Source organism: Roseimicrobium sp. ORNL1 (assembly GCF_011044495.1).
GTDB lineage: Bacteria > Verrucomicrobiota > Verrucomicrobiia > Verrucomicrobiales > Verrucomicrobiaceae > Roseimicrobium.
The window spans coordinates 3,915,473-3,935,558 of the sequence record NZ_CP049143.1 but is presented as its reverse complement, the minus strand read 5'-3'; the positions used below and the strand labels follow the sequence as shown (position 1 = coordinate 3,935,558).

Annotated in this window: 20 protein-coding genes; all 20 read left to right on the top strand. The window is 55.5% G+C overall.

What is annotated here, in order from left to right:
* Positions 1–15 precede the first annotated feature (15 nt).
* Positions 16–927, top strand: a complete 912-nt coding sequence (locus G5S37_RS15970; protein WP_165205460.1) for an ABC transporter permease — start codon at positions 16–18, stop codon at positions 925–927.
* 20 nt (positions 928–947) lie between these two features.
* Positions 948–2,213 carry an ABC transporter ATP-binding protein gene (locus G5S37_RS15965; protein ID WP_165205459.1) on the top strand — a complete coding sequence of 422 codons (1,266 nt, stop codon included), beginning with the start codon at positions 948–950 and terminating at the stop codon, positions 2,211–2,213.
* 49 nt (positions 2,214–2,262) lie between these two features.
* Positions 2,263–2,997, top strand: a complete 735-nt coding sequence (locus tag G5S37_RS15960) for an FkbM family methyltransferase (protein WP_165205458.1) — start codon at positions 2,263–2,265, stop codon at positions 2,995–2,997.
* Between the two features lie 75 nt (positions 2,998–3,072).
* Entirely contained in the window at positions 3,073–4,284 is a 1,212-nt protein-coding gene (locus G5S37_RS15955; RefSeq protein ID WP_165205457.1) for a glycosyltransferase family 4 protein, read from the top strand.
* Between the two features lie 48 nt (positions 4,285–4,332).
* Entirely contained in the window at positions 4,333–5,217 is an 885-nt protein-coding gene (locus G5S37_RS15950; protein WP_165205456.1) for a glycosyltransferase family 9 protein, read from the top strand.
* Positions 5,214–5,975 carry a class I SAM-dependent methyltransferase gene (locus tag G5S37_RS15945; protein ID WP_165205455.1) on the top strand — a complete coding sequence of 254 codons (762 nt, stop codon included), beginning with the start codon at positions 5,214–5,216 and terminating at the stop codon, positions 5,973–5,975. Before G5S37_RS15950 ends, G5S37_RS15945 begins: the two co-directional genes overlap by 4 nt.
* A 73-nt stretch (positions 5,976–6,048) precedes the next feature.
* On the top strand, positions 6,049–6,942 hold the full coding sequence (locus tag G5S37_RS15940) for an alpha-1,2-fucosyltransferase (protein ID WP_206026483.1): 894 nt from the start codon (positions 6,049–6,051) through the stop codon (positions 6,940–6,942).
* Positions 6,943–6,975: 33 nt separating this feature from the next.
* Positions 6,976–7,737, top strand: a complete 762-nt coding sequence (locus G5S37_RS15935; protein ID WP_165205453.1) for a hypothetical protein — start codon at positions 6,976–6,978, stop codon at positions 7,735–7,737.
* On the top strand, positions 7,734–8,480 hold the full coding sequence (locus tag G5S37_RS15930) for an acyltransferase (RefSeq protein ID WP_165205452.1): 747 nt from the start codon (positions 7,734–7,736) through the stop codon (positions 8,478–8,480). The genes G5S37_RS15935 and G5S37_RS15930 overlap by 4 nt, the downstream gene beginning before the upstream one ends.
* On the top strand, positions 8,477–9,316 hold the full coding sequence (locus G5S37_RS15925; RefSeq protein WP_165205451.1) for a glycosyltransferase: 840 nt from the start codon (positions 8,477–8,479) through the stop codon (positions 9,314–9,316). The genes G5S37_RS15930 and G5S37_RS15925 overlap by 4 nt, the downstream gene beginning before the upstream one ends.
* Positions 9,317–9,383: 67 nt before the next feature.
* Positions 9,384–10,046: a hypothetical protein gene (locus G5S37_RS15920; protein WP_165205450.1), complete on the top strand. Its 663-nt coding sequence runs from the start codon at positions 9,384–9,386 to the stop codon at positions 10,044–10,046.
* A gap of 1,041 nt (positions 10,047–11,087) precedes the next feature.
* Positions 11,088–11,702, top strand: a complete 615-nt coding sequence (locus G5S37_RS15910) for a class I SAM-dependent methyltransferase (protein ID WP_165205448.1) — start codon at positions 11,088–11,090, stop codon at positions 11,700–11,702.
* Between the two features lie 32 nt (positions 11,703–11,734).
* The gene (locus G5S37_RS15905; protein ID WP_165205447.1) at positions 11,735–12,895 is read left to right on the top strand and encodes a glycosyltransferase; all 1,161 of its coding nucleotides are present in this window, start codon (positions 11,735–11,737) and stop codon (positions 12,893–12,895) included.
* Positions 12,896–12,909: 14 nt separating this feature from the next.
* Positions 12,910–13,869 (top strand): glycosyltransferase, encoded by a 960-nt coding sequence (locus tag G5S37_RS15900; protein ID WP_165205446.1) that lies wholly within the window; start codon positions 12,910–12,912, stop codon positions 13,867–13,869.
* On the top strand, positions 13,857–14,987 hold the full coding sequence (locus tag G5S37_RS15895; RefSeq protein WP_165205445.1) for a glycosyltransferase family 4 protein: 1,131 nt from the start codon (positions 13,857–13,859) through the stop codon (positions 14,985–14,987). The genes G5S37_RS15900 and G5S37_RS15895 overlap by 13 nt, the downstream gene beginning before the upstream one ends.
* A 59-nt stretch (positions 14,988–15,046) precedes the next feature.
* The gene (locus G5S37_RS15890) at positions 15,047–15,598 is read left to right on the top strand and encodes a class I SAM-dependent methyltransferase (protein WP_165205444.1); all 552 of its coding nucleotides are present in this window, start codon (positions 15,047–15,049) and stop codon (positions 15,596–15,598) included.
* The gene (locus tag G5S37_RS15885) at positions 15,595–16,464 is read left to right on the top strand and encodes a PIG-L family deacetylase (RefSeq protein WP_165205443.1); all 870 of its coding nucleotides are present in this window, start codon (positions 15,595–15,597) and stop codon (positions 16,462–16,464) included. Before G5S37_RS15890 ends, G5S37_RS15885 begins: the two co-directional genes overlap by 4 nt.
* The gene (locus G5S37_RS15880; protein WP_343229927.1) at positions 16,461–17,384 is read left to right on the top strand and encodes a glycosyltransferase; all 924 of its coding nucleotides are present in this window, start codon (positions 16,461–16,463) and stop codon (positions 17,382–17,384) included. Before G5S37_RS15885 ends, G5S37_RS15880 begins: the two co-directional genes overlap by 4 nt.
* Before the next feature lie 379 nt (positions 17,385–17,763).
* Entirely contained in the window at positions 17,764–18,906 is a 1,143-nt protein-coding gene (locus tag G5S37_RS15875; RefSeq protein WP_343229926.1) for a glycosyltransferase family 4 protein, read from the top strand.
* Positions 18,907–18,945: 39 nt separating this feature from the next.
* Positions 18,946–20,061, top strand: coding sequence for a glycosyltransferase family 4 protein (locus tag G5S37_RS15870; RefSeq protein WP_165205440.1), 1,116 nt, complete (start codon positions 18,946–18,948; stop codon positions 20,059–20,061).
* The last annotated feature ends 25 nt before the right edge of the window (positions 20,062–20,086 follow it).

The window sequence follows — 20,086 nt, the reverse complement described above, 5'->3', positions numbered from 1 at the left end:
GCTTTGAAAAATCCGATGAGCGAATCTACGGCAGCCAGTTCTGAATCCCTGTCATCGGCCACGGGTTCCTCCGTGCCTTCCAAGAGGGCTTGGGACATGATTATCAGGCCCAAGGATGGCTGGCTGGATCTGCGGCTTGGCGAATTGTGGAGCTATCGTGACCTGCTCTGGATGTTTGTGCGCCGGGACTTTGTTTCGGTATACAAGCAGACGGTCCTGGGGCCCATATGGTTCTTTGTGCAGCCGCTCCTTACCACGCTGGTCTTCATGGTGGTGTTTAGTGGCATCGCCCAGATTCCCACGGGCGGGTTGCCTCCCATGCTTTTCTACCTCGCGGGTACTACGGCGTGGAACTACTTCGCAGCCTGTCTGTCGAAGACCTCCAGTACCTTTACTGCCAATGCGGCCATTTTCGGCAAGGTGTACTTTCCCCGGCTGATAGTCCCGCTCTCCGTGGTGACTTCCAACATCATCCAGTTCGTCATTCAGTTTGCCCTGTTCCTCTGTTTTCTCGTCTACTATGGCGCAACAGGTACTGCGGTGCAGCCGCAGTGGGGGTTGATACTTCTGCTGACCCCGGTGCTTTTGCTGATGATGGGATTGCTAGGTTTGGGCTTGGGCATCATTGTTTCATCACTGACCACCAAGTATCGCGACATGCAGTTCTTGGTGACGTTTGGCGTCCAGCTTCTCATGTATGGAACTCCGGTCATCTATGCCCTCGGTAGTATCCCGGACAAATATCGCCTGTTGGTGTCGGCAAATCCGATGACCCCCATTATTGAATGCTTCCGTGGTATCTACCTGGGATCAGGGGATTGGTCTGCCGGAACGTTGATTTATGCCGGAGTCTTCACTCTGGTTACCGCACTCATAGGCATGGTTCTATTTCATCGGGTGGAAAAGACGTTCATGGACACGGTGTAAACTAGCGCACTCTCGACTGCATGTCTGAAACGGTCATCGAAGTTGACAACATTTCCAAACTGTACCGGCTTGGTGAGGTGGGCACGGGTTCCCTCGCCCATGATGTGAATCGCTGGTGGCACCGCGTGCGCGGAAAGGAGGACCCTTATTCCCAAGTGGGTCAGGTAAATGATCGCACCAAGAAAGCGGAGAGCGACTGGGTGTGGGCATTGAAGGACATCAACTTCGAAGTGAAGCAGGGTGATGTTCTAGGCATCATCGGGCGCAATGGCGCTGGCAAGTCCACTCTGCTGAAGATCCTCTCGCGCGTGACGGCGCCATCCACCGGAGAGGTGAGGGTGAAAGGTCGCATTGCATCCCTTTTGGAAGTAGGCACTGGGTTCCATCCTGAGCTGACGGGACGGGAAAATATCTTCCTCAATGGTGCGATCCTTGGAATGACGCGTGCAGAGATTCGCGCCAAACTGGATGAAATTGTCAGCTTCTCTGGCTGCGAAGCCTACCTTGACACGCCGGTGAAGCGCTATTCGTCAGGCATGCAAGTTCGCCTCGCGTTTGCCGTGGCAGCCCACCTGGAGCCGGAAATCCTGATCGTGGACGAGGTGCTGGCGGTGGGAGATGCAGAGTTTCAGAAGAGGTGTGTCGGGCGTATGTCCGAGGTGGCAAAAGAGGGCCGGACGGTGCTCTTTGTAAGTCACAACATGAACGCGGTACATGCGCTCTGTGGCACGGGAATGGTGTTGAAGGAAGGACAGCCCGAGTTCGCCGGTGACATCAGCCGCGCTATTGAAATCTATTGTGAACAAGGAAAATGGGGCGCTCAATCGACCTGGCAGCGTGTGGCGCCGGTGAATGAGTCCGTCTGCTTTCTGAAGGCGAGTCTGAACCTCACCGGCAAGCAGCCGGACATGTTTCTTGAGTTGGAAGCTCACATGATATGTCAGCGCCCGTCCGCGCGTGTGATGGTGGCCATTGACATTTTTGACACACTTGGCGACCAGATCCTGCAAGTGCTTCCGGAACCCTTCCCGTTCATCGAGTGTTCCAAGGGTGAATTTGTCGTTTCGCTTCGCATTCAGTTGCCTCCCCTCATTCCAGGCTCTTACGGGGTAGGTCTCTGGACGGGAGCGTACTATTCTGAAACGCTGGAGCAAATCAAGACGGCCCTGGCTTTTGACATCACCGAAAGCCCAACACCGGGACGATCCTTTCCCCATTCCAGAAAAGAAGGATTCAGCTTCCCCAAATGCACCTACCGGATTGAGGGCTCGGCGGATATCAAGTGAGATCTGTGGTTAGGATTTTGCAGTGCCTGAACTCCCCAAATAACTCCCCATGTCTTTAGCCGCATCAATTCAGGGCGCCTTGGGGCGCTATCGTGAGTCGAGATTGGAGCGCCACCTGGGTGGCGTGGATGTCCTGCACGTTCAGGGAGTGGAACTGAATGTTACAGGCCTGTCTATTTCGATGAAAAAATTGCTCATCTCTGGGGGGTTTGAGAAGGCGGAGACAGAGGTGGCGCGTAGTCTTGTTCAACCTGGTGATCGCATATTGGATTTGGGGGCTGGTTTGGGTTTCGTGGGGCTGTACGCGATGAAGTTCCTTGCTGCAGCGCAGATCACCGCGGTAGAAGCGAATCCCAACACATTTGAGTTGTTGAAGGATAATTACGGACGCAACAAGGTTTCAGCGGACTTCGTTCACGCAGCCGCCGGATCCGTTGATGGGACTCTGCGTCTGAGCATCTCCGGAGATTTTTGGGAGGACCGGGTGGCAGACGGAGAGCGGGGCGCAACCGGAGATGTACGTGAAGTGCCGGCCGTCTCGTTTGAAACGCTGTTCAAACAGTATGGGAATCGAATGGATGTGCTGATGATGGACATTGAAGGCGCTGAAGTCGGTGCGGTGCATACCACCATACCCGGAGGGGTGCGTTCTGTGATCATCGAAATCCATCCTGACTTGCTGTCGAAGGAACAGGTAGGCGACGTTACGAACTGGCTTGTGCGACAGGGGTACAGATTGGTGAACTCGTGGGGCCGGGTGCTTGGGTTTGAGCGTGAGCAGTAAGCTGGGAATTTAGAGCGCAAAGAGACCGGTTGGACGGGGTGAGCTTTAGCCAACTTTTCCGGAGCTAAAACAGGTATGTCCACGCGCGAAAAGGTTGATTCGATTCCCCTTCGACAATCAAAGGGAAGATTGGCGCTTGTTGACCATGCGCCGATGGGAGATCGAGGACTGTACCCTTACTATGTTGCACATGCCCTTGCTGCTCAAGGCTGGGAGTGCAGTCAGATAGAAGCCCGACCTTCTAAGGCTGCCGAGTGGTTCGGTAGATTGGCCCAAAGATGGATGATGCGGCTGGAGCCACATTTCTATAATCCTGCCAGCAACTCGATCGTCATCCGGTCACTTGCAAAGCGGATCAATAAAAGAATAGCAGGCGGCGGTTTTGACGGCGTCATTTGTACTGGGAACCCCGTTTGGATGGCGGGTGTCGAGCAGCCTTGGACGGCGTGGACAGATCACGTATTTGCCGCGGTGCAGGACCTCTATCCGATCAATATCCACTATCAAAGTCCACGAAATAAGCGGGTTTGCAGGCGATTCGAGCGCCGGGGCCTGTCGAGAGCAGGTATGGCTGCGTTTACTTCCGATTGGGCGGCGGAGATATGCCGGACCAACTATCCGGAAACCGCTGGTAAAGTGAAGACCGTGCTCTTTGGCCCCAGCATGACATCAGTACCTGACAGGAAGGAACTGGATGAAATACTCGCCAAGAAAACAGCCACCACCTGCAATCTGCTTTTTGTGGGATGGAGCTGGGAGAGAAAGGGAGGAGACGCTGCGATTGAGGTCACTCGTCGTCTCCGCCAATCTGGTGTAGACGCAAAACTCATCATCCTCGGGCCGCCGCAAATTCCAGAATATGTGGCCAACGAGCCCGGGGTGGAAATTCTTCCGACGGTCAACAAAAACCAGGCCGGAGTGGAGAAGAGGCTTTGGGAGATTTATGGGCAGGCGCACTTCCTCATACTTCCTACCACGGCAGACTGCGCGCCGATTTGCTTTGCCGAGGCGGCGTGTTTCGGAATCCCTGTAGTCACGACCATCGTTGGGGGAACTCGCAGCTTGGTCAGTCAAAATGTGAATGGAGCGTGCTTTGCCATCGAGTCGTTCGTGGCAGAAGCAACCACTTGGGTCAGGGAACTATGGGGAAGCCCAGCTCGCTACCGCACGATGGTAGAGCAGAGCAGGACGGAGTATGAACTCCGCATGAGCTGGGACTCGAACATTGGACCATTCATAGAGGCGGCATCTCCTTTTTGGAATTGTCGCAAAGGGACAATTCGTTGAGTGATTGTGACTCTCTTGGAAAGAGTTCGATGGCACTTGAATGAATGGATGTTGCGCCATCTGTGGATATTGGACATAATAGGCGGTCGGCTCACGGTTAAAAATGCATTCGGTGCTCCCGGGGACACGCTTCTTGCGGCCAATTGCTGCCGCACCTTGAAGGGTACTTACCCAAGACTCCGCATCAATCTGGAAACCGAATGGAGTGAGCTTGTCTCGACTGATCCGTGTCTGGAAACCATCAATGCGAAAGAGGGATATTTTACGCTGAGGTTTTGGTATCTTGAAACTGCCACAGGAAGCCGGGGTGAAGCCAACATCCTGCAAGAAACGCTGCAGAAAGTAGGGATCAGGAATTACGCATATCAATCCAAGGTGTACCTTGGCGAGGGCGAGTTGGACGAAGCTCGCGCTCTACTCGGCAGAGGTGGGCGATTGAGAGTCGCTTTCAGCACGCGAACAAAAGAAGAGGTGAAAAACTGGCCGAGGGAGAGGTGGAGCGTGCTTTTGGCCCGCTTTGCCTCCGAAGTGGAGCTTGTGCAGCTCGGTGATGCGTCTGAGCCAGTGTTTGAAAACGTTACAAGATTCGCGGGTGCGCTCTCGATGCGCCAATCGATGGCCGTTCTGGCGAATTGTGACCTGTTTCTGGGAGGCGTCAGTTTTCTGATGCACGCTGCCAACGGCGTGAACGTCCCCGGGGTTATCATCTACGGAGGCAGGGAGTCACCAAAAAACTCCGGATATGCTGTCAATGACAACCTCTATGTTCCCATGCCCTGCGGACCATGTTGGTTACACGACAGTAGAGGAGATGTGTGCCCTCACAACATCGCGTGCATGGAAAAAGTTCTCGTGGACGAAGTCGAAGGAGTTCTTCGCTCCAGACTGAAGGATTGCAGGGGGGAGGCAGCCGCAGTTCCCAATTTTTCATGAATAACGAGCAACACGATGAAGTGCTTCCATCAGTTTTGAAGGAGGTATTCAGGACGCAAAAGGTCTGGGATGAGTCCGGCAACCAATCTCCGCTGGACTCCAATGTCTCAGAATCGGAGGCGCGGCTGCTATTTGATGCCGTGATAGAGGTGAAGCCATTGCAATCGGTCGAAGTCGGGCTTGCAAAAGGGGTGTCTACGCTGGCGATCCTCGGGGCCCTGGCGGAAAATGGCCAGGGGCGCCACGTGGTGATGGATCCATTTCAAGACAACTACAAAAACAGCGGGATCGAGATGGTCCGCCGCTCCGGCTTGGAGCCATTGTGGGAGTTTCATCGGAAATTCGCCGAGGAAGTGATTCCCTCCCTTGGAGCCATCCAGTTCGCCTTCATTGATGCCTCTCATCTTTTTGACCTGACACTTGTGGAGTTTGTCATGGTCGACAAAAAACTCGACGTTGGTGGTGTTGTGGGGTTTCACGATATGTGGATGCCTTCGCTCCAGGGAGTTTTTCGCTTCATCTTAAGCAACAGGAGCTACGAGGTTTGGCAACCCGGGCGGGGCTACGAGGGGAAGTCGAGCCGCACGAACTCCTGGAAGGACTCGATCCGTGCGATGGCGAAGAGAATTCCCAAGGCGGAAAAGATCTTCGCCAAGTCGTTCCTTCACCCTTGGAAAGACGAGAACTTGGGTAACCTAGTCTTCCTGCGTAAGACGGGGCATGACACAAGGCATTGGACATATCATCAGAGCTTCTAACGTATGGTCTGGTGGAAGTCAGGGAACTGCGCGGATTCAGATATGCTTCTTCTTGCATAAGAAGTTCCAATAGATGGCATCCATGGAGGTTTTGCTCTGGAAAAGGTACGGTCGGTTGGGAAACAGATTACTGACCTTTGGTAATTTGGTGGCACTGGCGATGAGTCGTGGCTGGCAGGTACACAATCTTTCGTTTGGAGAATATGCAGATTCCTTCCATCATTTCAGGGGGCGGTCGGTTGCCAGTTGGACCCCCAGCGGAAATCTGGGAGTTCTGGGAGCGTTCACGAATACTCGAATCGGCTTCAAAGTAGCGGCCCGAATGCTTGGGAGTGCGAAGTTTAACAGGATCCTTCGTTTCCAGGGATCAATCTTCGAGGCTCCAGACGAGCATGAACTGACGGTGGCTGACTTGGCAAGGCAGGGTCTGCAGGACGGACATTCCTGGTTGGTGTGGACTGCATGGAATCTCAAGTTTGACGAGCTCCGAGAACAATGGAGGGGAAAACTGGTGGACCTGTTTCAGCCCGCTGTGCACGTTGTCGCTGCGATTGACGACCGGTTGCGCCATGTCCCTAGAGGCAAGATCCTCGTCGGCATTCATGTCCGCCGTGGGGACTACGCCGAATACCTGGGGGGGCGGTATTATTTTGACCACGCCCAGTATCGAGAAATGATGCTTCAAGTCGTGAAACTGCTGTCACCGCGGCAGGTGCATTTTATCGTTGCTTCGGATGAGAGGATCCCGGAGCAACTGGTTTCCGGAATGTCTTCAACGCTGTTGGATGGAACGGAGATTGAAGATCTCTATGCATTGGCCAGATGCCGCATCGTGATTGGCCCTCCAAGCACTTATTCGGAATGGGCTGCCTTTTATGGAGGGGGAGACCTTCTTGTATTCACGGGCCAGCCTCCGCAGTCACTTGATTTGAAGGGGGAGCCTTTCTTTGCGGAGCATACTGCTTGAGTATCGAGTCAGAGTCGTAAAAGCGTTCCTACAATGTTCAGACACTTCCTTCACAAAATAAGGCAGAAGCGCTGGGAAAGAGCGACCTGCGGTCTGAAGGCCACAAAAATGGGGTTGAAATATCACCTGAGGAATTACGATGACTGGCTGATCTTCCACGAGATTTTCGAATTGGGGGAGTACGATGAGCCATTGCGGGAATTGTGTCGCCGTGTTTCCCAATCGGATGCGAAGTGTTATGTCTTGGATTTGGGTGCAAATGTGGGTCTTTTTGGCCTGAGATTGTTTGAGTACTGGCTCCAGGAGAAGCTGCCTCTTTCGCGATTGCATTTGCAGTCTGTCGAGCCAGATCGGCAAAATTGCGCAGCGATAGAGAGCTTGATCCAAAGGAATCCAGAACTGGGTCGATGCTGGAGAGTAGACCGTGGCCTTGTGGGTGAGGTTTCGGGACAGGGGGCGTTGACACAAGGGCCTGGCCATTTTGCGCATTCCGTTGATGAACGATCCGACGCCCAGGGTGAGAAAGTGGACTATCTCGATTTGAATCAAATCATCAAAGACTGGCCCGGTATCAATCTTTTGAAGGTTGATATCGAAGGAAGCGAGACTTCGCTGCTAAGTAATTTCCCGGGGGTGCTTGCTGCGTCGTCGGTTGTGTGTCTTGAAACTCACGGCGCTCGCAGACACGAGGTGGTGTTACAACATTTGACCGAATCGGGCTTTCCGAATCCAAGTGTTCGAATCCTTTCGGGTGAAGGTCCCGATGTCTTCTCTTCAGTCTGGGTTGCCAGGTGAAGTCTGAGCAGGTCCTTTTACCACCAATCCGCTTGCTCGCATCACTTACAAAAAATTGGCGACGGTTTGCGTTGCGATGCTTGCGCTTGACCGGAAAGGCGATCTCGGACCATGGCATGCGGAACAGAATTGTCCGAAATGGAGCTGTGGTGGACCAAACCAAGATTGAGCTGTTCGGTGACAACAACCACATTGAATGGGCTCCCGATGCCTCGATGCTGAAGTGCCGGGTAGTTGTGCTTGGCTCCAACAACGAGGTGAAATTTGGTCCCAAGGCAAGGATTGGAAATTCGACTTTTTGGATTCACGGAAGTGATTCCAAGGTGTGCATTGAGACGGAAGTATCCGTGAATGAGTCGGAGATCATTCTCACGGAAGATCGCTCGCGTATCCGGATTGGAGCGGGAACCATGCTGGGGCCACAGTGCGCGATAAGATGTGGTGATGGGCATGCCATCTTTGAAAAGGAAACCGGTGAGATTCTGAACCGCGCGATATCAATCGAACTCGAAGAGAATGTGCTTGTAGGAACGCGGGCGCAAATTCTGAAGAACGTTCGAATCGGCATGGGGTCCATCATTGGCGCATGCGCAGTGGTCACGAATGACGTCCCGAGTGGCTGCATCGCCACAGGAGTGCCGGCCAAAGTAATTCGCTCCGGAGTGACCTGGACGCGCCAGCGAATTGATGACCTTCCCGCGGGATGGAATCATGCGCCTGATAGCTCTGCAGTCTCCAAATGAATTTGCCGCCGGTCAGCGCGTACCTTCTGGCGTTCAATAATACCTGCGAGACACTGAGAGCCGCCGTGCAGAGTCTTCTGGAGCAGTCACACAAGCCGGAAGAGATCCTCGTAATTGATGACGGTTCGGCACTGCCTGTGGCAGACTGCCTGAAAGACCTTCCTGTTCGTGTACTCAGGCACGCACACAACAAAGGCCGGGGAGCCGCCCGGGCGACCGCGATGGCTGAGGCCAAGTTTGACCTGGTCACATGCTGCGATGCCACGAATGCATTGGATTCCGACTTTGTGAGGCGCGCGGCAATGAGGCTGGATGAAGAGAAGGCTGCAGCGGTTTTTGGGAGGTTTGTGCAGCCGAAGCAGAACACTGCGACCTTGCGCTGGAGAGGCCGGCATTTGTATCGAGTTGACATTCCCTATGAGTTCAGCCGCCAGGCCCGCCTGTCCACCCACGGGGCGATGCTGAAGAAGCGAGTCGTTTCAGAGGTGGGAGGATTTGATCCTGCGTTTCGCTACAACGAGGACGGCGATCTGGGACGGCGCCTCGTTGCCGCTGGATATGATGTGTTGTTCGACCCGGAGCTGAAGGTGGTGAGCCTGACTGACAACTCGGTATTGCAATTGCTTGAACGGTACTGGCGATGGAACTCCGGCCTCGTGGGGCGATTGACGTTTGGAGACTATCTGAAATTGACGGTGTATTCCTTGACTGTAATGGCCCGGAATGATCTCCGCGCGCGAGACCCGGCAGCCGCTCTTATCAGTGCTTTTTGTCCTCACTATCAAGCCTGGAAATCCTGGTCAGGAAAACGAAGCCAGCAAGGGGTTGTCGGCTGACTGACTCCACCTTCTTGCCGGCACCGGGATGTGCCGGTTTTTCCGCGATGTTTAGCCCAATAGAGAAATGAGCAGTATTGGAGGTTTTTGGAAAAAACGGGGTTTGCCACTCTCTGTGGAGGGAGTGCGTTCGTGCAAGGCAAGCTACAGCCAGTTCGGCGAGGATGCGGTGCTCGCAGCGCTGATCCATGCAGAACAAACTGAGGGACACTACCTGGATCTTGGGTGCTACGCCCCGATCCGCTGGAGCAATACCTATCACTTTTATCAACGGGGATGGAGCGGCGTGACGGTGGACGCCAATTCAAAGCACGCCGCTGACTGGAAGAGAATGCGTCCGCGTGATCGCCATATGACAGCTGCAGTGCTGCAGGAGGAGGGATGTGGCACCGCAATACTGGATGAAGATCCTGTCCATGACGCGATGAACAGGGTGAGTGTTGCTCAACCGGCGGAGGGGAAAGCGAAACGCACGGTACCCGTTCTGGGTATCGACTGCCTGCCGAAGTGGTGGCCTTATGCTCAAGCGCCCCATCTGGTGTCCACGGATTTGGAAGGGTTCGACAAGGAAATTGCACTCGTATATCCCTTTGAGACTCATGCGCCGGAAGTTTATGTGGCGGAGTTCGGTTATGATTCCCTGGAGCCCGAAGTTGAGGCGGTGTTCCTGAAACACGGCTACAAGTTGTTTGCTCGACTCGGCCCCAGTTGGATCTGGCAACGCGCCTGAGTGATATGACAAGAGTGTGTCTGACGAGCCTTTTTCCGGACAATCCGGACAACCTCTGGAATAGAGGTTCCTACACGGCGCTTTTGAAAGGTGCCGGGGCTCTAAATGACACCGCTGGTCTTCAACTGACTGAGCAGCCAGACGATGCGGACATTGTGTTGTTTTCGGATGTGGGAGGTGTTCCAGGACTTCTTGTGCCGTTCATGTCGGCCTATCGTAGATGCTGGACCAAGGCCCTTGTTTATTCCGATGCTGACTTTCCACCGGATTGCCTTCGGGGGGTCTATGCATCCATCATGCGGACAAGGTATGACGCGAACTGGCATGCAGGCGGTCCCTACATTCGCGAGGGTGCAGCGACCTGGTCATCGGTAGTCCTGGGGGCCCCTTTGAAGCTGTTCACGTTTGCGGGAAGTTGTGAAACACATCCGGTTCGACAAAAGCTTCTGGAGCTCTATGGAGAGAGTGGGTTGGTCCTGAATTCGAATCGCCAACGGGTCACCGCCGCGTTTTCCGCAGGGAGTACCGCCGAGATTGCGGAATTGCGACGTGTCATGGAGGTGTCGGTAGGTCAGGGGCAGTTTGCCCTTTGTCCCCGGGGAGTGGGTGCTTCATCCATGCGGCTCTTCGAAGTGATGAGTATGGGACGGGCGCCGGTGATTATCTCCGACGAGTGGGTTCCACCGAGCGGTCCCAACTGGAATGACTTCTCAATCAGAATAGCGGAGGCTGAAGTGGAACATCTGCACGAGCTACTGGAGCCCCATCGTCACCGGGCACACGAGATGGGCGTTTTGGCAAGGCGAGCTTGGGAGGAATGGTTCAGTCCTGACGTGTGGCTGAAGCGGACTGTAGAAGCGTGCATTTCCCTGCAGAAAAGGCCTGGATTTGGAAAGCGAATTCCGCTCATGAAGAAATGGGCTGCGGGATTCGGTTGCTCGACTGAATTGAGGGGCGCTGTCCGTTTTCTCAAACATCGGTCCAGGTTTCCCCAATCATTTGCAAAGTGAGTAGCTTTTAGCTTTTCCCGATAACATACCTATGAACTTCAATATCGTCTTCGGACAAATTCGCGTAGGCATTGGCGCCATACGGAGATCTGGTGTCGTATCCAGTTTGCTGGGCAGTCGCGCTGTTGATGTTAATGGTGAACCGATACCGTGGCTGACGTATTCGGCGATTCATCAACTTGAGGACATCCTGAACGGTTCCCAAGCTGTTGTGGAATTTGGATCGGGACAGTCGAGCTTGTGGTTCGCCAAAAGGGCTCGAAGCGTCGTATCGATTGAGACTGACCCAGCTTGGGCTGAGAGGGTTGAGAGCATGGCCCGTGAACGAGGGCTCAATAATGTGAATGTGCGCGTTTCCGCAGAGTTTGATCCCGTGCAATTTGGGCAACTGATTGCCGATGCGGACATCATCCTGATCGATGGGCCGTGGCGCAGGGAGAGCGCGGAACTGGCTCGTGCCCGGTGTAAACCTGGCGCATACGTGGTAATCGACAATACCGATCCCGGTGCGGGTGGATACGGTTTGCCGGAGCTTTTTGAAGGGGCGAATAGAACGATTGTCAAATTCCGAGGGCTTGGTCCGTGCCTTCTTCATGAGTGGAATACCACCATTTGTTTCCCGGAATGGGAACGTACGCGGGATTGAGGAGCTTTAGGCAAGCTGCCGGCGGTTATGCTATGTCTGAGGTAACAAAGTCAATCATTGGCGAATCGGCGGATCGGAAGTCCAGGGTCTTTGTTCTCAATAACTATCCCCTGGACCGGGTCATCCGTGAGGTGGACTTGGCAGAGACCCCAGACCATGTGCTTTTCGGAGTAGATCGGTTGGCAGACATGGGATACGAGCCGATCTTTCTACCGTATCCTGCCGAGGGTTTCTGGTCACGAGTGCAGGGTTGGGTCAAGTCGTTGCGCCTCCCGCTCGAGTTGGGGGATCTGCAGCAGCAGGTCCTTGCGTTGCGTGAAATGCGAAAGGGTGATGTGATCTATGCCCCTTGCGGTTCTCAGACACACTTGCTCCAGTACCTTCGTGCGTTGGGCTTGCTGAAGGTGCCGATTGTGACGCTGATGCACCATCCATTTCCCAAAGGGAAACTGGACATCTTTCGCTCTTGGCAGCGGCGTCTCTTTGTTAAGGGTGCTGACCGATTGCCCTCACTCAGCCGCGCCGTGGAGGATGAGCTTGGAAAGTGGGGTTGCCCTGCGGCGAAGCGTGAAGCGCTGGAGTGGGGGGCCGACGTGGACTTCTATGGACCTTGGACACCTCCTGGGGAAGGGGTGATTGCCACGGGCCGCACTGGCAGGGACTTCAGAACATTTGCCCTGGCGGCTGCCACCACGGGCATCAGGACGACGATCGTGGGACTCGAGGGACAGTTTGAGGATGAGATCTACCGTGCTCCCGAGAACTTGCACGTCATCGAAACTCCCAACCAACAGCCTGTCCCAGGTGAGAAGAAGGGGTGGATGAAGTATCCGGAACTTTGCCGGCACATGGCGGATCACGCAGTCATCGCCATTCCCCTGTATGACCAGAAATCACTCGTCGGGATTACGAGCCTGATGGATGCCTTGGGGCTAGGCAGAGCGGTACTGATGACAAGGAACGTGCACGTGGACCTTGATATCGAAGCGCATGGCATTGGCTTCTGGCTGCAACCGGGAGATGTGGACGGTTGGAAGGACAGGCTTCGCTGGGTGAATGAGCATCCGGAAGAAGTGAAGGAGATGGGCCGGCGGGCGCGCGCGCTCGCGGAGAGCCGCTTCAATTCAATCGCTTTTGCGAGAAGAATGGGAGACCTGCTCGGAGAAGTCCTGCAGTCGGAGGTCGCACGTTGATTCTGATGGAGGCAATGCCAGTGCCGGTCACTGAGAGGCATACGCCGTTCTTGAGTGTGTGCATCATCACTCGCGGTCGACCGGCTTTGCTACGGCAGTGTCTGGAGCGTGTGGTACGGGGGCAGTTGCTTGAGCGGGCACGCTATGAAGTCCTGGTCAGTGATGATGATCCCCAAGGCAGTGCCAGGGAGGTCGTCGAGCAGTTCGACGGCGTGCGGTGGATCCAGGGACCGGGGCGTGGCGTGGCGGCCAATCGAAACACTGTGGCAAGAGGAAGCACGGGCGAGTGGATCGTCTTTGTGGATGATGACGAGCTGCCAGAAGCGAACTGGCTGGAGGAGATGCACAAGGCCGCATGCACTGGCCGGTGGGATGTCATCGAAGGTATGGTCGAGTCAGTCGACTACCCTGACAGCATTTTCTGGTATGCCCCAAGCGTGATGTCACCGGGAGTGTTTTGCACCGCCAACCTTGCCATCCGCCGCGAACTACTGTTTGCTTTGGGTGCCTTCGACGAACGGTTTGCGATCTCGCACGAAGATATGGATCTGGGACGTCGCATTCGCGCATCCGGGATTGCGACTACCTTTCTGCCCCTCGCGCTGGTGAAACATCCTGCCAGAAAGGAGAGTTTGAGCACTGCTTTCTCAAGAGCCATCCAGCAGCAGTACCAAACCTTCAGACTGCTTCATGGATCGGACGCTCCCACCTTGTGCGGAAAGATGAGCGCTCTGGCTCTGCCGTGGTGGACGATCGTCTATCTGTATCGGTGCATGCGAATCGAAGCTGCCGCGGAAGGAGTCGGCAGGTGGAAGCGCTACAGCATTGACAGTGTGATTCGCCTTCTTTGCGCGCCTTTTGCGGCCGTGCGTTTCTGGCGGAATGAACTCAGCCAGCGCAGGGGGCCCAATCCAGGGGCATGCGAAGACCAGCAATTCAAGCAGATGGGAGGGCAGGGAAGATGCGCATCCTGACTGTCTGCAACGTGCCCTTGGATGCCGCACTCGGGTCGGCCTATGTGCTTCTCAACTACGCGCGGTACCTGCGCGACTTGGGACATGATGTCCAAGTGGTGGGACAGGAGACATTCATGACGCTTCCCAAGCTTCCGTTTGGCCGGCTGTTTCGCATGGCATTGGGAATGCGCCGCTACATCCGGAAGCATGCCATGGATGGACAGTTCGATGTGATCGAGCTGTGTGGTGGGCAGACCTGCTACGCAGCGAGAATGCTGGGAGCCAGGAAGGACAGGGACTGCCTCGTGGTGGCGCACACCAATGGCATCGAGATGCACATGAGCGAAGCGCAGGAGCGCGGGGGAGATCACACCACCAGAAGTCATCTCAGATCGACATTGATGCCTGTGAAAGATGCCTTCACGAAAGTGGACGGCATTGTAACGGTGAGTCAGTTCGACCTAGAGTACGCCATCAGGGAGCAATTGCTGCCAGAGTCACAGATGCTGGCCATCGAAAACCCACTGCCGGAAGGGTATGTGGGAACTCCCCTCCGGCTTCAGCGGAAGCCGGTGATTGGCTATTGCGGAGGATGGAACTGGAACAAGGGAGTGGGCCACATCCAGGAATGCATGCTTGAAGTTTTGGAGGCGCATCCGCAAGCAACGTTGAAGATGATCGGTGTCGGGACGCCGTTCTCGAAAGAAAAGCTCTTTCCCCAGCACCTGTGGCATCGCATCGAGGTAGTTCCCTTCGTACGCAACCGCACGGAATTGAAACGGCATTACGAGGAGATTTCCATCCTGCTGATGCCCTCGGTCTATGAGAGTTTCGGAATGGTGTCCACTGAAGGGATGGCGTGCGGATGCGCGCTGGTGGGAACCAGGACCGGGTTTGCGGCCTCGCTGAAAGATGGTGAGGAGGTCATGCACGTGGATTTGGCGGACAGGCGTTCGCTGACCCGGGCCATCTCAGCGCTCCTCAATGACGACCAACTCCGGCAGCGCATTGCAGGCAATGGATGGAAACGGGTGCAGACTCTGCGATGGCCCGAAGCAGCCAGCACTCTTGAAGCCAAGTATGGTTCCTGGTTGTCAGAGCTTCGAGCCCGCAGGAGAAACGGTGAGGAAATCTGATGGGGCATGACGATCCAGGTCTGCTTCGAAGGACCAGCCGGCATCTCAGGAGGCTTTGGATGAAGGTGCTGCTGGGCTGTGGAGTGGACCTTTACATCAGCTCGCAGGATAGGGACATTCTAGAGAAGACCATCATGCCGTACCTTGCCCAGGAGGAGGGATATAACCGGATTCTCTTTGTAGGCTGTGCGTGGTACACCCGTGGTTACAGGAAGGTGTTCACGGGAAAGGACTATTGGACGATTGAAATAGATCCGGAGCAAGCGCGGTACGGAAGCTCGCAGCACATCACAGATTCCGTGGAGAACGTTGGACAGCACTTTCGTGAGAACGACCTGGATGCAATCATCTGCAATGGAGTGTTTGGCTGGGGTCTGGACGAGCGTGAGGCAGTGGAGAAGGCATTTCAGGGATGCTTTGACTGCTTGCGTGAGGGGGGAGTGTTTGTCCTGGGATGGAATGATCTTCCCGGGCACGTACCCTTTCCGCTGGAGGATTGCGTGGCGCTTCGTTCTTTTACGCGATTGGAATTTCCTCCACTTGGGAGCACCAGGGTGGTGGCGGAGGCTGGAAGGCATTCATTCGACTTCTTTGTGAAGAAGGCTGTATGAGCTCGGTGTTGTACGATTGGTCTTCTCCCGTGTGTGCTAGAGTGAACCATCCCAGCCGTGGCGGCACTGGAACCGCAGCACGCGAGCGTTTCATGCTCCGCCTGCGCGCCTTTCATGCAGACGTTTTGCTGACGTTCCTCGCGAGGCTGCTGACGAGAAAAATGGCGGAGATGCCTGAGAGAATCACCGTGGTGGCACCTCATCAAGACGACGAAACATTCGGTTGCGGCGGGTTGATTGCAAAGCACCAGAAGAGAGGTTCTGACGTGCAAGTCGTCTTCCTGACGGATGGCAGCCAGGCACCCTTGGATGGCACCGGTGTTTCCGAGAGGCGGGAATTGCCAGCATTGCGCAAAGAGGAAGCACGACGGGCCATGGCAAGCCTCGGAGTTCCCGAGCAGCGCCTTCATTTCCTGGACTGCGGGGATGGAACCCTGCACTCGCTGGACCAGGCTGCGCGGCATGCGCTGATTGAGAAGCTATCCAGCCTGCTGACCTCGCATGGGTCAACAGCGGTCTTTCTGCCGCACTGGAACGATGGGCATAGCGACCACGATGCAGCTCATGTGCTTGCAAAAGAAGCGGCGAGCAGCGTGCCCAAGATTGGGATGCTCTATCAGTATGTCATTTGGAAGCCGTGGCTGCATCCCCTGTACCGACCACAGTTTCTGCGGGAACTGAGCAGGGCTGAGAGGCTTGGTATCACGGACGTGTGTGCTGAAAAGAACGCGGCGATACAAGCCTACACATCACAATTGGCCACGCTGCCACACGGCTTCCTGGACAGGTTCCTCCGCTCGTATGAACTGTTCTTCCCTTGTAGGAACCAAACAAGTGGACTGGAGGCTACACATTGCACCCGATGAAGGCAATGTTGTTACCGGAGACTGAAAAGCAGGTCCCGTTCTTGAGTGTTTGTATTGTCACTCGGGGAAGGCCGGCGCTCTTGAGGGAGTGCCTGGAGATTGTGATCAACGGCCAGTCACTCAGCCGGGAGCACTATGACGTCATCGTAAGTGATGACGATCCCGAGCATAGTGCCAAAAAGGTGGTCGAGGAGTTTGCAGGCGTGACCTGGGTCAGTGGACCAGCGAGGGGCGTTGCTGCAAACAGAAACAAGGTGGTGGGGCAGAGCAGGGGAGAATGGATTGTCTTCGTGGACGACGATGAACTTCCGGAGCCCAACTGGCTGGCCGAGGTGCATAAGGCTGCCCTGAGCGGGCAATGGGATGTGATCGAAGGTGTGGTGCAACCGACGGATTATCCTGACAGCATCTTTTGGTATGCGCCCACGGTGGAGTCGCCGGGGCTGTTCTGTACCGCGAATCTCGCGATCCGCCGTGACACCTTTGTGGCGCTCGGTGGCTTTGACGAACAGTTTGCCATCTCGCACGAGGACATGGACTTGGGCCGGCGCATTCGTAATGCGGGAGTGCCAACCACCTTTCTCCCCAAGGCCGTGGTAAAGCACCCAGCGAGAAGGCAGAAGCTGAAGACGATATTTACCAGGACGGTCCAGCAGCAGTATCAGACCTATCGGTTGCTTCATCCGACGTCGCGGGGGGCAATGTCTGGTATCGGGGCAGCTGTCCGTCTGTCGCAGTGGACCATGGTGTACCTGTTTCGTTGTACACGCATCAACGCCGCGGTGGCGGGGTGGCAGAAATGGCGGAGCTTTTGTCTCGAGAGTGGCATCCGCGTTTTGTGCGCGCCGATTGCCGCCATGCGCATCTGGCATGGTGAACGTGACGTCCCCGGGAATGAGACAGAAAATCGTGGCTCCTGATTGCTCGAGAAGCATCTCCACATCGGGTCGGCATGCGAAATGCGGGCGTTAACTGAAGAATGGGCGACAGATTCGCTTCACCAGAGATCTCCAGCGAAGAACAAAGGCATGAGCAGACTTCTACACAACGTACCTTGCCAGTTCCCCACCTTGTATCGGAGGCTTTTGGCAAGCAAAGGCGGGCAATTGAATGCGGAGGAATCCGTCTACTTCAAGCTCATCAGTCAAGGTGATTTGCTCCTGGTGACACCCAAAGACGGGCATCACTGGAGTCGATGAAATGGGAGTGACTTTTACTTCTGATAGAAGTGAGAAACTTTCCAAGTATTCCACCAGTTGAAAATGGATAGCTCACGCTGCCGAGTGTGTTGACGAGTCGATGCGAATAATGTCAGTCACCAATTGTGATCTGGATCCTGCCCTGGGATCCGGGAAGACTGTTCTCGCGTGGAGCACCGGGTTGCGAAATCTCGGGCATGAGGTGACTGTCGAGAGTCCCGAGAGGTTTTATCCCCGGTGGTACGGTGAGAAGGCCAAGCGTCTGAAGATGAGATTGGCTCCTCAGCGGCTTTATCAAAGGATTCTCGAGGGGGGATACGATGTGGTGGAGTTTTATGGCGCAGAGTTCGGGCCATTGATTCGGCGGCTGGCTCGCCGCCCACGTGCGCGGCGCCCTTTGCTGGTGGCACACACGAATGGATTGGAATTGCTGGCGGATGAGATGAGCCTTCCTGATGCCGGCCAAGACAATGGTGGGCTTGCCAGACGACTGGGGGCTACTTTGATTGAGCCGTGGATCAGACGCGCGAACCTTCACGCATTTTCGTGTGTGGATGGTTTTGCAGCTATTTGCCAGGCGGATATGGATTATGTCGTTCGGCAGAAGATTCAGCCGGCGTCCCGCTGCACCGTGGTGGAGCCTGGCGTCGATGAGGTTTTCCTGCGAGCCTCATGGAGCCAGAAGAAGCGGCACCGCCTGGTGTGCATGGGAAGCTGGACACCCAGGAAGGACCCTGCAACGTTGATTGCCGTGGCAAAGGCCGTGCTGGATACCAATCCCGATCTGGAGTTTCACATGTTGGGGGTGGGCGGTGCACGGAATGAAGTTTTGAAAGCCCTGCCCACGTCCGTGCACTCGCGCGTGACCATTCATCCCCGCCTCTCTGAGGAGAAATTGGTGGAAGTGCTGAGCGAGGCGAAAGTGTTCCTCTTTCCCAGTCTCTACGAAGGTTACGGCATGGCAACGACAGAAGCGATGGCTTGCGGTTGTGCTGTCGTCGTGACTCCGACTGGCTTCGGAGCGTCCGTGAACCGGGGTGTCGATGGAGTGGTTTGTAATTTCGGTGATGTGGCGATGATGAGCACGGAGATTAATCGGCTGCTTGAGGCCGAACGGTTGAGGGAAGCAATGGCTTCCGCAGCACGAAAGAGAGTGGAGGACCAAACATGGGAACGGCAGGTGAAGTGCTTGGAGGGAGTTTATCAAGAGTGGCTGGCGGACGCGCGTAAGGCCGCGAACTAGCCGGCCTGTTCTTTTGTCTGAAAAAAGGAACTCACGAACGTGAACGAACTGGCGCTGGAGCGTGTGACTGATTTGAAGCAAGTGGTGAACGTGGCAATTATCAGCCCCTGTCAGGGGCGTTACGGCGGGCTCGAGGGATTCGTGCTCGCCATCGCGAAAGGTGTTCGCACCGATCAGGATGTGAACTTGAACCTGTGTTTCAAGCAAACCGACGGATTTGAGCTTGGACGTGATCTCGAGACTCGTGTCGCGGATTCAGGCGCGAAGGTAACGTTCGTTCGCAAGGCCAGCATGGATCTTGTCCGTGCGATATGGCAGGCCGACGTGGTCCATGTGCAAAATCCGTGCCCAGACGTCGTGTTTATGGCCCGGGCGATGGGCAAGCCGCTTCTGATCAATGTGATCAACTACAGTCGCGGCGGCAAGAGTCTCCATGAGCGGTTGTGGAGATTGTGCCTCGGACTTGGTCACCGCCGCTTCTATATCTCTGAGTTCGTCCGCCGGACCTGGGAGAAATCTGAGCAGCCCTGGCGCAACAGCCGGGTGGTGTTTCCCATCTGTGATCTATCGGCACTGGAGCCGCTCCCTCCGGAGCAAAGGAAGGGATTTATCTTCGTGGGGCGGTGGATTGAGAACAAGGGGATCGACACCCTGGTGGAAGCCTATGGCCGCGCCGGGCTGGATCCGCAGGAGTGGCCGCTACAGTTGCTGGGAGATGGTCCCCTCCGGCAGAGGGTTGAGGCCCTCGTCAGCAAGCTCGGATTGCGTGGCGTTCAGATGCCCGGGTTCGTTGACGAAACTGAAAAGGGGGAGAGGATACGCCGGAGCAAATTTGCCGTCATCCCTCCCAACACCCGGGAGGACTTCGGATTGGTTGCGGTGGAGGCGCGGCATCTTGGCGTGCCTTGCATTGTCACCCGTGACGGTGGCCTGCCGGAGGCTGCCGGCCGTCATTCCTTGATCTGCGAGCCAGGTGATGTGGAAGGATTAGCCGCCTTGTTGAAGAGAGCCTCGGCCATGGACGCACAGGAGTATGCTTCGCTGGCGCGGACGACTCACGAAAGCCTCCCTGAGGAACTTGTTGCCCCAAGTTTCTATACAAAAATTTACAGCGAACTGGCGCGAGGTTCGCGAGCATCCGTGGCTCGTGGATGAAGTGCCAAAGTTGAAAGTGACCGTC

Bases quoted from the DNA above. Each gene is read 5' to 3' on its own strand.
- G5S37_RS15955 (WP_165205457.1), top strand. From the start codon at position 3,073: ATGTCCACGCGCGAAAAGGTTGATTCGATTCCCCTTCGACAATCAAAG.
- G5S37_RS15950 (WP_165205456.1), top strand. From the start codon at position 4,333: ATGTTGCGCCATCTGTGGATATTGGACATAATAGGCGGTCGGCTCACG.
- G5S37_RS15910 (WP_165205448.1), top strand. From the start codon at position 11,088: ATGAACTTCAATATCGTCTTCGGACAAATTCGCGTAGGCATTGGCGCC.
- G5S37_RS15900 (WP_165205446.1), top strand. From the start codon at position 12,910: ATGCCAGTGCCGGTCACTGAGAGGCATACGCCGTTCTTGAGTGTGTGC.
- G5S37_RS15970 (WP_165205460.1), top strand. From the start codon at position 16: ATGAGCGAATCTACGGCAGCCAGTTCTGAATCCCTGTCATCGGCCACG.
- G5S37_RS15890 (WP_165205444.1), top strand. From the start codon at position 15,047: ATGAAGGTGCTGCTGGGCTGTGGAGTGGACCTTTACATCAGCTCGCAG.
- G5S37_RS15925 (WP_165205451.1), top strand. From the start codon at position 8,477: ATGAATTTGCCGCCGGTCAGCGCGTACCTTCTGGCGTTCAATAATACC.
- G5S37_RS15905 (WP_165205447.1), top strand. From the start codon at position 11,735: ATGTCTGAGGTAACAAAGTCAATCATTGGCGAATCGGCGGATCGGAAG.
- G5S37_RS15885 (WP_165205443.1), top strand. From the start codon at position 15,595: ATGAGCTCGGTGTTGTACGATTGGTCTTCTCCCGTGTGTGCTAGAGTG.
- G5S37_RS15880 (WP_343229927.1), top strand. From the start codon at position 16,461: ATGAAGGCAATGTTGTTACCGGAGACTGAAAAGCAGGTCCCGTTCTTG.
- G5S37_RS15960 (WP_165205458.1), top strand. From the start codon at position 2,263: ATGTCTTTAGCCGCATCAATTCAGGGCGCCTTGGGGCGCTATCGTGAG.
- G5S37_RS15940 (WP_206026483.1), top strand. From the start codon at position 6,049: ATGGCATCCATGGAGGTTTTGCTCTGGAAAAGGTACGGTCGGTTGGGA.
- G5S37_RS15920 (WP_165205450.1), top strand. From the start codon at position 9,384: ATGAGCAGTATTGGAGGTTTTTGGAAAAAACGGGGTTTGCCACTCTCT.
- G5S37_RS15965 (WP_165205459.1), top strand. From the start codon at position 948: ATGTCTGAAACGGTCATCGAAGTTGACAACATTTCCAAACTGTACCGG.
- G5S37_RS15945 (WP_165205455.1), top strand. From the start codon at position 5,214: ATGAATAACGAGCAACACGATGAAGTGCTTCCATCAGTTTTGAAGGAG.
- G5S37_RS15935 (WP_165205453.1), top strand. From the start codon at position 6,976: ATGTTCAGACACTTCCTTCACAAAATAAGGCAGAAGCGCTGGGAAAGA.
- G5S37_RS15895 (WP_165205445.1), top strand. From the start codon at position 13,857: ATGCGCATCCTGACTGTCTGCAACGTGCCCTTGGATGCCGCACTCGGG.
- G5S37_RS15875 (WP_343229926.1), top strand. From the start codon at position 17,764: ATGCGAATAATGTCAGTCACCAATTGTGATCTGGATCCTGCCCTGGGA.